Here is a 13,624-nt window from a genome sequence, read left to right on the forward strand (position 1 = left end):
GCAAAGGAGCATATCTCACTTGGAACAATTCCGATTACCCAAAATAGCAATGCCCCAGCTGCCGCTGCCGCAGGCTGTGCAAGAAGTACTTGCCGAAGCAGAGGAGAAGCTGGCACATCGCCCGAAGCTGTTGCAGCTGTTCAAGAACTGTTTTCCGAATACGCTGGAGACGACGACTAAACTGCTGGATGACGGAACCACCTTTGTGATTACCGGCGATATTCCGGCCTCCTGGCTGCGTGATTCAGTGGAGCAGGTAATTCAATACGTGCCTCTGGCCAAAAACGATCCCGATCTCCAGCGCATTATCGGCGGTCTTATCAAACGCCATATTCAGTATATTCATATCGATCCTTACGCCAATGCATTTAATGAGTCGGCCAATGACTGGCACTGGAACACTACGGATGTGACCGAGATGTCGCCATGGGTGTGGGAGCGTAAATTTGAGATTGATTCGTTATGTTTTGTTGTGCGCCTCGCTTATACCTACTGGAAAGAGACGGGCCTGACTGATTTCTTCGACGCTGGGTTCAAGTCGGCCATGCGCCAGATTTTCGATTTGTTCAAAAGAGAGCAGCGGCATTTCGAGCAGTCTCCGTACCGGTTCAGCCGCAATAACGGCATTCCGGAAGATTCTCTGCGCAATAGCGGTCTCGGCATGCCGGTGAACTATACCGGAATGATCTGGTCGGGCTTCCGGTCCAGCGATGATGCCTGTGATTTCCACTACAACATTCCTGGCAATATGTTCGCTGTTGTCGCGCTGCGCCAGATGCAGGAATTCGCGGAGTGGGTCTTCCGCGATCTAGACTTCCTGGCTGAACTTAAAGAGCTGGAGTTTGAAGTGGATCATGGCATCAAGCTCTATGGCATTTATCGCCATCCGGAGTTTGGTCCGATTTATGCTTATGAGACCGACGGCTTCGGCAATTACTGCCTAATGGACGATGCGGGAACGCCCGGACTGATCTCCATTCCGTATCTGGGTTACGCTTCGGCGGATGATCCCATCTACCAGAACACCAGACGTTTCGCATTGAGCAAAGAAAATCCGTTCTATTATGAAGGCACAGCTGCCAAAGGGATCGGCAGCCCGCACACTCCGGAGAACTATATCTGGCATATGGCGTTGTCTATGCAGGGCATTACGGCTCAGACTGCCGAAGAGAAGCTGGGACTGATTGCCATGCTGGAAAGTACGGATGCCGGAACCGGATATATGCATGAAGGCTTCCATGTGGATGATCCTAGTGTATTTACCCGCAGTTGGTTTGCATGGTCGAACAGTTTGTTCTCGCAGCTTGTCTATCGGGCGATGAAGGAAGGTATTCTGTGAGCGGGGGCCGTATCATCCTGTTCGCGGACCCGTCTTTTCCCGGGTATACCGCAGCGGGCGGACTGACAGCGGAACAGGCACAGTCTATAGGAATACATCATACTGACCCTCCTGTTCATGCAGCACAGCTAGCCGAAACGCTGGACAGTGCCAAGGCCGGGGACTGCTTCGTTAGCTTCCATGCTCCATACTTCCCAAAGGAAGCTTGGCCTTCCATCGTCGCTTATTTGAGCAGAGGCGGCAGTTTGATCAGCATTGGCGGTGCCCCGTTTAAGCATCCAGTCCGCCTAGTCGCTGAAGAGTGGCGGGTCGAAGCTGAGCAGACTGCCTATCACCGCCAGCTGCATATCCATGAAGCGCTGCGTGTGAGCAGCGCAGATCGCATACAGCAGCATGTCGCGCTTAGAGACATTCCGCTCTTCGTAGGCGATGAGCAGCTGCTGGCCCTGTCGGATACCTGGAACCTGGTGCCGCATGTCACTAAAAGCAGTGACCTGCCGGAGCAGATGGGTTCCAGTGGACCCATGGACACGCGGATCTACCCGCTGCTTAAGGGCATTACCGCCGCCGGGCGGGAAGTTTCAGCTCCAGCTGTGCTGTGGGAGCATATCGGCGGGCCTTTTGCCGGTGGCCGCTGGATCTTCATCGGCCAACCGCTTACGCCTGATTTCTGGAATCAAGGCGGAACGGAAGCATTAACCCGCTGGGCAACTTTTGCCGCTCGGGGAGTAACAGAGCTGTGGCTGAAGCCTAACTATGCTTCTTATGAAGAAGGCGAGCGGCCGCTGCTGTTTTTGCAGGGTCAGCGGCTAAGCCGTAGCCAATCGTCACCGACATCAGCGCAGTGGACCCTGAACATCACTCTGAGCAAAGACGGGGAGTCCATCCCATGTTTCACTCACGAGTGCAAGCTTGAGGTCAGTCGCGAGCTGAACTTCCTACGTGTACCGCTTGCTATAGAAATTCAACCTGGCCTGTATCATCTTTCTTGCCATGCTGTATCGGAAGAAGGCGAAGTGCGGATGTTGCGTCAAGGCTTTTGGGGATATGACGTGGGCCTGTTATCGCAGGGGGAACCGATTAAGGCTGGAAGAGATTATTTTATCAAAGACGGTCAGCCTTTACCTGTTGTCGGCATGACTTATATGACCTCTGACGTAGCGCGGAAGTTTCTATTCCTGCCAAATGCTGATGTCTGGGATCGGGATATGGCACAGATGCGGAAGGCAGGCATCAACTGGATTCGTACCGGCATCTGGACAGCCTACCGCAATATTATGCAGGTAGACGGTCATGCCTCGGAAGAAGTGCTGCGGGCGATTGATGCTTTTCTACTGACTGCGAAGCGGCATGAGCTGCAGGTTACCTTTACGTTCTTCTCCTTTACGCCCGAGACTTGGGAAGGGACGAATCCTTATCTCGATCCGCGCAGTGTAGAAGCGCAAAAACGGTTCATCCGCTCCATCGTCGCACGGCATCGCAAGACAACCCATGTCGATTGGGATTTGATCAATGAACCGTCAATGTTCGATCCGCCGCGGATTTTCTCGGACGGACCGAGCTCGGCGCGAGATAAATATGAACGCGCTGCTTTCTCTGCTTGGCTGGAAGAACGCCATGGTGATATAACTTCGCTGCAAGAGCGCTGGAATATGACGCCGCTGGAATTGCCGGATTTTGCGGCTGTACAACCTCCTGAGCGAGAAGAGATTAACTTTAGTGTGCAGGATATTCATTCCGGGAAGCGCGGCACACGTTGGCTCGACTACTGCCTGTTCTCCATGGACATGCACAACGTATGGGCAAGGGAGCTTAGCGGCACTATCAAGGAACTCTGCCCAGATCATTTAGTGACCGTAGGGCAGGATGAGGCTTTAGGTGCCCAACGGCCATCGCCGTTCTTTTATGAGCGCGATGTCGATTACACCACTGTTCACAGCTGGTGGTTGAATGACAATCTGCTCTGGGATGGAATTTTTGCCAAAACCCATCATAAACCGAACCTCATTCAGGAGACCGGCATCATGTACGTAGAGACGCCAGACGGACGGGCTAAACGCAGTGAGGAAGAATTGCGGGCCATGCTGGAGCGCAAATATGCCTATGCGTTTGCTTCTGGAGGTGCCGGGGCTGTGCAATGGATCTGGAACACGAACTTTTATATGGATAATGCCAATGAATCACAGATCGGTGCGCTGCGGGCCGATGGGACTGAGAAGCCGGAAGCGGATGTGTCTTATGATTTTGGGCGGTTCATCGGCGAAGCCGGGGGATTATTTGACGGGCGGAAGCTGGAAGAGATTGCCGTAGTTTTCCCTTACTCGAATGACTTCTCTAACCGGAAGCTCGCCTATGATGCGACTACCCGCCTGACACGGATCTTATCTTATCAGCTTCATTTGCCTTTCCGCGCCGTATCGGAATACGATCTGGCTCCGCTGGAGGCAGAGCCGGCTAAGTTGATTCTCCTGCCGAGTGTGCACAATCTGGATACTGACGCCCTTCAGCTATTGCTGGACATAGTGGAGCGTACAGGTGCCGTTCTGCTCATTACTGGAGCATTGGGTGTTGATGCGTATTGGCAGCCTTCGGATCGTATGGACGCAATAGTAGGAGCCCGTAAACTTGGCAACATGCGCCGTGAGGAGCAGCTTCTATTGAACGGACGCAAGTTTGCAGTGTCCTACGGACAGAAGCGAATCGCAGAGCTAGTCAAAGAAACGCCAGCAAATGCAGATGTTGATTCGTCTAGCTCAGGAGGTGTAGGTGATCATCTCATCGAACGCCAGCTTGGCGCAGGTCGCCTGATCTGGTGCCCGCTACCTTTAGAACTGAATGACCGCGACGAGCCGATCGCCGCGCTCTACCAATATGCTGCACAAGCCGCAGGTATCGAAACCGGGCTGGAATGGATCAGCGGTGGAGACCTGCCAGGTGTGTACGGGCGAAAGCTTGCTTTTGCAGAAGGTTCATTGTATATCTTCGTATCTGAATACGCCTGGGATGCCGGACTTGAAATAAAAGATCCTGCAACTGGAGCTCATTACTCATTTTTACTGGAGAAAGAACGTTCGGTGTTGTTTGCAGCTGATTCAGCGGGCAAGCTGGTAGCTGTCTACAGACCTGAAGAGGTTAACATTACGCTTAATAAATGCTGAAGAACTGAGGTGTACACACAGATGACCCACACAACAACCAAAACAGCCCATATCGTGTCCCATACTCACTGGGACCGTGAATGGTATTTGCCCTATGAGAAACACCACGTCCGTCTGGTTCAACTGGTGGATGCACTGCTTGCGAAGCTGGACGGAGATTCCGCCTTCCGCAGTTTTTACCTCGATGGGCAAACCATTATTCTGGAGGATTATCTTCAGGTTCGGCCAGAGAACAAAGAGAAGCTGGAGAAGTATATCCGGGATGGGCGAATCTTGATTGGACCTTGGTACATTTTGCAGGATGCGTTCCTGACGAGCGGCGAGGCAAATGTGCGGAATATGCAGATCGGCCATCAGGATGCCGAGAAATACGGTGAGCCTTCCAAAATCGGTTATTTTCCTGATACCTTTGGATTGGTCGGACAGACTCCGCAGCTGATGTTGCAGTCAGGGATTACGAATGCTTTTTTTGGACGCGGGGTGAAGCCTACGGGATTTAACAACACTGTATCGGATGCAGGTTATGAGTCCTCTTTCTCCGAGCTGATCTGGGAAGGGCCGGATGGATCCAAAATTCTCGGTATCCTATTTGCCAACTGGTATTCTAACGGCAATGAAGTTCCTGTTGAGGAAGGTGCGGCTCGGGAATTCTGGGACCGTAAGCTTGCGGATGCAGAGAAGTATGCTTCAACGGGGGAGTTATTGTTCATGAACGGGTGCGACCATCAGCCTCTGCAATTGGATTTGCCGGAAGCTATCCGCACCGCCGAAAAGCTATACCCTGAAGTGAAGTTCGTGCATTCAAATTTCCCGGACTATCTGCAAGCCTTGGATCAGCAATTATCCTCGGGTCAGCGGGAGCTCTCCACCGTTACAGGGGAACTGCGCAGCCAGCGTACAGACGGATGGGGCACCTTAGTGAACACAGCCTCAGCCCGGGTTTATTTAAAGCAGATGAACCAGCTGGGCCAGACTCTTTTGGAAAAAGTAGCCGAGCCGCTGGCCTCCATCGCCTGCCTGTCCGGACAGGACTACCCGCACCATCTATTCACCTATGCCTGGAAGACGCTGATGCAGAACCATCCGCATGACAGTATCTGTGGTTGTAGTGTGGATGAAGTGCATCGTGAGATGGTAACTCGTTTTGATAAAAGCCGGCATGTTGCTGAGAGCATCATAGATGACAGTGCTAAGTTTATCGCAGATCAAGTGGAGACTTCTGGCTTTTCCGCATACGGGGAAGATGCAGTTCCTTTTATAGTGATGAATACCACGGGGTGGAAGCGAACGGGAACGGTAACTATAGAGCTGGATGCTGAACGGTTATATCTGCGCGAGGGTTATCCTTTGGATGAGACTGCCCGCAGAATGCTGGCTGTTGATTTGTCCGGCAGGATTCTCGTCGATCACACAGGGGAGGAATTAGCGTCTACAGTGGAAGATCTGGGTTTAAGCTTTGGTTATGATCTGCCTGATGACCAATTTCGTCAGCCGTATATGTGCCGCAAAGTGAGACTTACTTTTGAAGCACGCAATGTGCCTGCACTTGGGCTTTGTACTTACGCTTGGGTACAATCAACTACGGAATCCGCTCAGGGAAGCTCTTTAATAGAAGGAGAGCGCAGCTTGGAGAATGCATCTCTCAAGGTAGTTGTTGCTGAGGATGGTTCATTTACGTTATTGGATAAGCATAGCGATACCACTTATCGTGAGTTGGGGATTTACGAGAATACCGGAGACGTAGGCAATGAATACATGTACAAGCAGCCAGAAGGTGAACAAGCGCTGACGACCAAAGGCCAGCCTGCAGTTATTAAGGTGATTGAAGACTCTCCCTTCCGTGCGGCCATTGAGATCCGAATAGATTGGGAGATTCCGGCTTCGGCGGATGACACCTTGGAGGCGGAACAGCGTGCACTTGTGTATTATCCTGAGCGTAAAGCGCAGCGGAGTGTAAATACGGTGGTTTTGAAGCTTCGTACCGTCGTATCGCTGGAGCGGGAAGGCAAAGGTGTGCATATTGAATCCACAATTAATAACCAAGCCAAGGATCACCGGATACGAATGCTTTTCCCGACCGATCTGTCTACCGATGTGCATCGTGTGGATTCTATGTTTGAAGTGGCTATCCGAGATAATAATCCAGCACCAGAATGGGCAAATCCGAGCAACACTCAACATCAGCAATCCTTTGTGGATGTCAGCAATGGCGATGTAGGACTTACGGTAGCCAATCAGGGATTGAACGAATATGAGGTTCTGCGGGATGGACGCAATACTATTGCCATCACCTTATTACGCAGTGTAGGGGAATTGGGGGATTGGGGCTGGTTCCCAACACCGGAAGCACAGTGCCTGGGCGAATACACAGCACAACTGGAGCTGATTCCTCATTCTGGTGAGGGAAGTGAACAGCGGGCATATACAGAGGCCTATCAATTCCAGATCCCTTGGACGGTATGTCAGACCGGCCTGCATAGCGGGAAGTGGAACTCTGGATATACCCCATTGGTTTGGGAGGGAGACAACATGGCCTTCTCATCCATGAAAATGAACGGAACTTCCGGCGACTTGTTTTTGCGTTGGTACAATATGTCCGCTCAGCAGACACAGTTGCAACTGGAAGTGAACAGTCCTCAAGAGTATTTATTTAAAAGCAATATCTTAGAGCAGCCTAACCCTGCTTTACAAGGAGTAACGTCTTCGGTTCACCACTTAGAGGTCGGACCATCTGAGATTGTAACTGTAGGTGCGAAATTAAGCTTCTAGGTAAAAAGATGCCCCGGCGCTTCCCTGCTGGGGCATCTTTTGATTTACTTTCTTCTATAAGACTTGTGCCAATCTTGAATGGCCTCTTGGCGGGAGGGGAATCTCAACTGGATCCAATGGTTTGTTTCCCATTCATGAATCGCCTGCTGTTTAGTTTGGTAAAAGCTGTAGTCGCAAATGTTCCAGCTGTTATACAGTTTCTGATACCATTTCCCTTTAGGGATGTCGCCAGGATAGCGGCGGACGGCTTTATTGGCTTGTTTTTTAGCCCATGAGGAACCGTGTTTCTGTTGGTCGCTGCAAACGGGTTGCTTTTTCACACTTCTGCTCATTGATTCTCCAACCTCCTTTTAGAGGGAAGCTAGAGATCATGTAAGGTCTTTATATGAATCACCTCTTTGCCAAAAAAATAATGGAATTGATACCTATGTATGAAGGGGGCTCTGATGTTAATAGATAGACGCGGAAAAGGGGAAGGCGGTTGCGATACAATTGCGGAAAAGTATGTGTTTAGTTTTATTAAAATAAAGCTTGCAATGCATCTCCATACATGATATATTCTAAGTCCGGCCAAGAAGTACACATGCCGAGCTCGAAAAAGAAGTTAAAAAAAGAGCTTGACATTAAATAGCCGAACATGATATAGTATAAGAGTTGCTGCTGAGACATTAAACGGCGCCAACGAGAACTTGATCTTTGAAAACTGAACAACGAGTGAGTAGGAAATCACGCAAGTGAAATCCAAAATTAGAGAATTAATTTTCTTGTCAGATGTTTCAAAATGAGCATATCGCTCTTTTCAATACTAATTGGAGAGTTTGATCCTGGCTCAGGACGAACGCTGGCGGCGTGCCTAATACATGCAAGTCGAGCGGAGTCATTTTGAAAGCTTGCTTTCAAAATGACTTAGCGGCGGACGGGTGAGTAACACGTAGGCAACCTGCCCTTCAGACTGGGATAACTACCGGAAACGGTAGCTAATACCGGATAATTTCTTTTTTCTCCTGAGAGAAGAATGAAAGACGGAGCAATCTGTCACTGAGGGATGGGCCTGCGGCGCATTAGCTAGTTGGTGGGGTAACGGCCCACCAAGGCGACGATGCGTAGCCGACCTGAGAGGGTGAACGGCCACACTGGGACTGAGACACGGCCCAGACTCCTACGGGAGGCAGCAGTAGGGAATCTTCCGCAATGGGCGAAAGCCTGACGGAGCAACGCCGCGTGAGTGATGAAGGTTTTCGGATCGTAAAGCTCTGTTGCCAGGGAAGAACGTCCGGTAGAGTAACTGCTACCGGAGTGACGGTACCTGAGAAGAAAGCCCCGGCTAACTACGTGCCAGCAGCCGCGGTAATACGTAGGGGGCAAGCGTTGTCCGGAATTATTGGGCGTAAAGCGCGCGCAGGCGGCTATTTAAGTCTGGTGTTTAAACCTTGGGCTCAACCTGAGGTCGCACTGGAAACTGGGTGGCTTGAGTACAGAAGAGGAAAGTGGAATTCCACGTGTAGCGGTGAAATGCGTAGATATGTGGAGGAACACCAGTGGCGAAGGCGACTTTCTGGGCTGTAACTGACGCTGAGGCGCGAAAGCGTGGGGAGCAAACAGGATTAGATACCCTGGTAGTCCACGCCGTAAACGATGAGTGCTAGGTGTTAGGGGTTTCGATACCCTTGGTGCCGAAGTTAACACAGTAAGCACTCCGCCTGGGGAGTACGGTCGCAAGACTGAAACTCAAAGGAATTGACGGGGACCCGCACAAGCAGTGGAGTATGTGGTTTAATTCGAAGCAACGCGAAGAACCTTACCAGGTCTTGACATCCCTCTGAATCTGCTAGAGATAGCGGCGGCCTTCGGGACAGAGGAGACAGGTGGTGCATGGTTGTCGTCAGCTCGTGTCGTGAGATGTTGGGTTAAGTCCCGCAACGAGCGCAACCCTTAACTTTAGTTGCCAGCAGGTTAAGCTGGGCACTCTAGAGTGACTGCCGGTGACAAACCGGAGGAAGGTGGGGATGACGTCAAATCATCATGCCCCTTATGACCTGGGCTACACACGTACTACAATGGCCGGTACAACGGGAAGCGAAGCCGCGAGGTGGAGCCAATCCCATCAAAGCCGGTCTCAGTTCGGATTGCAGGCTGCAACTCGCCTGCATGAAGTCGGAATTGCTAGTAATCGCGGATCAGCATGCCGCGGTGAATACGTTCCCGGGTCTTGTACACACCGCCCGTCACACCACGAGAGTTTACAACACCCGAAGTCGGTGGGGTAACCCGCAAGGGAGCCAGCCGCCGAAGGTGGGGTAGATGATTGGGGTGAAGTCGTAACAAGGTAGCCGTATCGGAAGGTGCGGCTGGATCACCTCCTTTCTATGGAGAATCGTTCTCTGCAATGAGAACATTCAAATCGGAAGCTCAGCTTCCAAAACTCAGGTTTAGGCCTGTTACTCACTCGTTGCTCAGTTTTGAGAGTTTAAGCTCTCAAGTAAGACTTGATCCTTGAAAACTGGATACCGAAACGAATTTGCGTTTTAGAACATCTTTTAGCAACTTGTGTAAGCAAGTAAATGTTATTAGTGAGATGATTCCAAAGAGAATGTCATCGTATGATATTTTCCTGCGGAAGAATCAAGGTTAAGCTAATAAGAGCACACGGAGGATGCCTAGGCGCCAGGAGCCGACGAAGGACGTGGCGAACAACGAAACTGCCTCGGGGAGCTGTAAGCAAGCTTTGATCCGGGGGTGTCCGAATGGGGAAACCCAGCTGTGGTAATTCGCAGTTACTCATTTCTGAATACATAGGAAATGTAGAGGCAGACCAGGGGAACTGAAACATCTAAGTACCCTGAGGAAGAGAAAACAATAGTGATTCCGTCAGTAGCGGCGAGCGAACGCGGAACAGCCTAAACCTAAGAGCTTGCTCTTAGGGGTTGTGGGACGTCTCACATGGAGTTACAAAGGAATATGGTAGGTGAAGAGGTCTGGAAAGGCCCGCGATAGAGGTAAAAGCCCTGTAACCTAAACTGTATTCTCTCCGAGACGGATCCCGAGTAGTGCGGGGCACGTGAAACCCCGTATGAATCCAGCAGGACCATCTGCTAAGGCTAAATACTACCTGGCGACCGATAGTGAAACAGTACCGTGAGGGAAAGGTGAAAAGCACCCCGGAAGGGGAGTGAAATAGAACCTGAAACCGTGTGCTTACAAAAAGTCAGAGCCCTATTAATGGGTGATGGCGTGCCTTTTGTAGAATGAACCGGCGAGTTACGTTTAACATGCAAGGTTAAGCCGAGAAGGTGGAGCCGCAGCGAAAGCGAGTCTGAATAGGGCGATTTAGTATGTGGACGTAGACCCGAAACCGTGTGATCTACCCCTGTCCAGGGTGAAGGTGCGGTAACACGCACTGGAGGCCCGAACCCACGTACGTTGAAAAGTGCGGGGATGAGGTGGGGGTAGCGGAGAAATTCCAATCGAACTCGGAGATAGCTGGTTCTCCCCGAAATAGCTTTAGGGCTAGCCTCGGTATAAGAGTAGTGGAGGTAGAGCACTGATTGGGTGCGGGGTCCGCAAGGATTACCAAGCTCAGTCAAACTCCGAATGCCATATACTTATTGCCGGGAGTCAGACAGTGAGTGCTAAGATCCATTGTCAAAAGGGAAACAGCCCAGACCATCAGCTAAGGTCCCCAAGTGTGTGTTAAGTGGGAAAGGATGTGGAGTTGCACAGACAACCAGGATGTTGGCTTAGAAGCAGCCACCATTGAAAGAGTGCGTAATAGCTCACTGGTCGAGTGACTCTGCGCCGAAAATGTAACGGGGCTAAACACACCACCGAAGCTATGGCTAGATACGTATGTATCTGGGGTAGGGGAGCGTTGTGTAGGGGTTGAAGGTGTACTGAAAAGAGCGCTGGACACTACACAAGTGAGAATGCCGGTATGAGTAACGAAAAGATCAGTGAGAATCTGATCCGCCGAAAGCCCAAGGTTTCCTGAGGAAGGCTCGTCCGCTCAGGGTAAGTCGGGACCTAAGGCGAGGCCGAAAGGCGTAGTCGAAGGACAACAGTTTGAAATTACTGTACCACCGTAATCCGCTATGAGCGATGGGGTGACGCAGGAGGGTAGTGACGCGGACTGATGGATGTCCGTCTAAGCAGTGAGGCTGATGTGTAGGCAAATCCGCACATCGTTAAGGCTGGGCTGTGATGGGGAGCGAAAATTATAGTAGCGAAGGTCATGATCTCACACTGCCAAGAAAAGCCTCTAGCCAGGAGAAGGTGCCCGTACCGCAAACCGACACAGGTAGGCGAGAAGAGAATTCTAAGGCGCGCGGAAGAACTCTCGTTAAGGAACTCGGCAAAATGACCCCGTAACTTCGGGAGAAGGGGTGCCCCGGTAGTGTGAATAGCACGAGGGGGCCGCAGTGAAAAGGCCCAAGCGACTGTTTAGCAAAAACACAGGTCTGTGCGAAGCCGCAAGGCGAAGTATACGGGCTGACGCCTGCCCGGTGCTGGAAGGTTAAGGGGAGTGGTTAGGGGTAACCCGAAGCTATGAACCGAAGCCCCAGTAAACGGCGGCCGTAACTATAACGGTCCTAAGGTAGCGAAATTCCTTGTCAGGTAAATTCTGACCCGCACGAATGGCGTAACGACTTGGGCGCTGTCTCAACGAGAGATCCGGTGAAATTTTAATACCTGTGAAGATGCAGGTTACCCGCGACAAGACGGAAAGACCCCATGGAGCTTTACTGCAGCTTGATATTGAATTTGGGTACGATCTGTACAGGATAGGTGGGAGCCGTAGAAATCGGAGCGCAAGCTTCGGTGGAGGCGCCGTTGGGATACCACCCTGATCGTATCTAGGTTCTAACCTAGTGCCCTTATCGGGTACGGGGACCGTGTCAGGCGGGCAGTTTGACTGGGGCGGTCGCCTCCTAAAGAGTAACGGAGGCGTTCCAAGGTTCCCTCAGAATGGTTGGAAATCATTCGCAGAGTGCAAAGGCATAAGGGAGCTTGACTGCGAGACCTACAAGTCGAGCAGGGACGAAAGTCGGACTTAGTGATCCGGTGGTACCGCATGGAAGGGCCATCGCTCAACGGATAAAAGCTACCCTGGGGATAACAGGCTTATCTCCCCCAAGAGTCCACATCGACGGGGAGGTTTGGCACCTCGATGTCGGCTCATCGCATCCTGGGGCTGAAGTAGGTCCCAAGGGTTGGGCTGTTCGCCCATTAAAGCGGTACGCGAGCTGGGTTCAGAACGTCGTGAGACAGTTCGGTCCCTATCTGTCGTGGGCGCAGGAAATTTGAGAGGAGCTGTCCTTAGTACGAGAGGACCGGGATGGACGTACCGCTGGTGCACCAGTTGTTCCGCCAGGAGCATGGCTGGGTAGCTACGTACGGACGGGATAAGCGCTGAAAGCATCTAAGCGTGAAGCCCCCCTCAAGATGAGATTTCCCAATTAGTAAGACCCCTTGAAGACGACGAGGTAGATAGGTTGGAGGTGGAAGTGCAGCAATGCATGGAGCTGACCAATACTAATCGGTCGAGGGCTTATCCTATACGTAGAATGCAGATTTGTTTCGGATTCAGTTTTCAGGCGATTAAGCCTGAGCATTTACGCTGTAAATGCCCGTTTGGTGGCGATAGCGGAGGGGTTCCACACGTACCCATCCCGAACACGACCGTTAAGCCCTCCAGCGCCGATGGTACTTGGACCGAAGGGTCCTGGGAGAGTAGGACGCCGCCAAGCGGACAACCACATTACCCGTGGTATTTTTTTTGCCCTTAATATTAATATGTCTTAGAAGGGCCTTTAGCTCAGCTGGTTAGAGCGCACCCCTGATAAGGGTGAGGTCGGTGGTTCGAGTCCACTAAGGCCCACCATATTCCCTGATAGCTCAGTTGGTAGAGCACTCGACTGTTAATCGAGTTGTCACAGGTTCGAGTCCTGTTCGGGGAGCCATTTATGGAGAGGTGTCCGAGTTTGGCCGAAGGAGCACGATTGGAAATCGTGTAGGCGCCACAAGCGTCTCGAGGGTTCGAATCCCTCTCTCTCCGCCATAAAAATTATTAGCATGGCCCGTTGGTCAAGGGGTTAAGACACCTCCCTTTCACGGAGGTAACATGGGTTCGAATCCCATACGGGTCATATCATGGAGGCTTAGCTCAGCTGGGAGAGCATCTGCCTTACAAGCAGAGGGTCGGGGGTTCGATCCCCTCAGCCTCCACCATATTATTTTCACTGACGCGGGGTGGAGCAGCCCGGTAGCTCGTCGGGCTCATAACCCGAAGGTCGCAGGTTCAAGTCCTGCCCCCGCAACCAATTTACTCTTATACATTATGTTTAGGGATAAGCTGGTATGG

The 13,624-nt window shown here is 51.5% G+C and carries 4 protein-coding genes, 6 tRNA genes and 3 rRNA genes; 12 read left to right on the forward strand and 1 reads right to left on the reverse strand.

The window, feature by feature from the left end; translation table 11 throughout:
* The first annotated feature begins 19 nt into the window (after window positions 1-19).
* The 3 genes from MHI51_RS04275 to MHI51_RS04285 are packed head-to-tail and all read left to right on the forward strand — an operon-like array spanning window position 20 to window position 7,266.
* Window positions 20-1,339: a glycoside hydrolase family 125 protein gene (locus MHI51_RS04275; protein ID WP_076277011.1), complete on the forward strand. Its 1,320-nt coding sequence runs from the start codon at window positions 20-22 to the stop codon at window positions 1,337-1,339.
* A complete protein-coding gene (locus tag MHI51_RS04280; RefSeq protein WP_405173624.1) occupies window positions 1,336-4,497 on the forward strand; it encodes a beta-galactosidase in 3,162 nt (1,053 codons plus the stop codon). Before MHI51_RS04275 ends, MHI51_RS04280 begins: the two co-directional genes overlap by 4 nt.
* 21 nt (window positions 4,498-4,518) lie before the next feature.
* The gene (locus tag MHI51_RS04285; RefSeq protein ID WP_342410429.1) at window positions 4,519-7,266 is read left to right on the forward strand and encodes an alpha-mannosidase; all 2,748 of its coding nucleotides are present in this window, start codon (window positions 4,519-4,521) and stop codon (window positions 7,264-7,266) included.
* A gap of 44 nt (window positions 7,267-7,310) precedes the next feature.
* Here MHI51_RS04285 and MHI51_RS04290 read toward each other — a convergent pair whose 3' ends face one another.
* Entirely contained in the window at window positions 7,311-7,598 is a 288-nt protein-coding gene (locus tag MHI51_RS04290) for a hypothetical protein (RefSeq protein ID WP_076221172.1), read from the reverse strand.
* 474 nt (window positions 7,599-8,072) lie between these two features.
* Between MHI51_RS04290 and MHI51_RS04295 the strand changes: the two genes are divergently transcribed.
* The 9 genes from MHI51_RS04295 (at window position 8,073) to MHI51_RS04335 (ending at window position 13,583) form a co-directional block, all read left to right on the forward strand.
* Window positions 8,073-9,630, forward strand: a 16S ribosomal RNA gene (locus MHI51_RS04295).
* A gap of 262 nt (window positions 9,631-9,892) precedes the next feature.
* Window positions 9,893-12,819 (forward strand): 23S ribosomal RNA (locus tag MHI51_RS04300).
* A gap of 74 nt (window positions 12,820-12,893) precedes the next feature.
* A 5S ribosomal RNA gene (rrf, locus tag MHI51_RS04305) occupies window positions 12,894-13,010 on the forward strand.
* Together the 16S, 23S and 5S rRNA genes with 6 tRNA genes alongside form the textbook arrangement of a ribosomal RNA operon.
* 57 nt (window positions 13,011-13,067) lie before the next feature.
* Window positions 13,068-13,144: transfer RNA gene (locus MHI51_RS04310), tRNA-Ile, on the forward strand.
* 3 nt (window positions 13,145-13,147) lie between these two features.
* Window positions 13,148-13,223, forward strand: a tRNA-Asn gene (locus MHI51_RS04315).
* A 5-nt stretch (window positions 13,224-13,228) separates the two neighbouring features.
* Window positions 13,229-13,321: transfer RNA gene (locus MHI51_RS04320), tRNA-Ser, on the forward strand.
* Window positions 13,322-13,337: 16 nt separating this feature from the next.
* Window positions 13,338-13,409: transfer RNA gene (locus MHI51_RS04325), tRNA-Glu, on the forward strand.
* A gap of 6 nt (window positions 13,410-13,415) precedes the next feature.
* Window positions 13,416-13,491, forward strand: a tRNA-Val gene (locus tag MHI51_RS04330).
* Window positions 13,492-13,506: 15 nt separating this feature from the next.
* Window positions 13,507-13,583: transfer RNA gene (locus tag MHI51_RS04335), tRNA-Met, on the forward strand.
* Window positions 13,584-13,624 lie beyond the last annotated feature (41 nt).

It is taken from the genome of Paenibacillus sp. FSL H8-0260, from assembly GCF_045040625.1.
Lineage (GTDB): Bacteria > Bacillota > Bacilli > Paenibacillales > Paenibacillaceae > Paenibacillus_AQ > Paenibacillus_AQ odorifer.

Excerpts from the sequence above, each read along its gene's own strand:
- MHI51_RS04285 (WP_342410429.1), top strand. The coding sequence starts at position 4,519 with ATGACCCACACAACAACCAAAACAGCCCATATCGTGTCCCATACTCAC.
- MHI51_RS04290 (WP_076221172.1), bottom strand. The coding sequence starts at position 7,598 with ATGAGCAGAAGTGTGAAAAAGCAACCCGTTTGCAGCGACCAACAGAAA.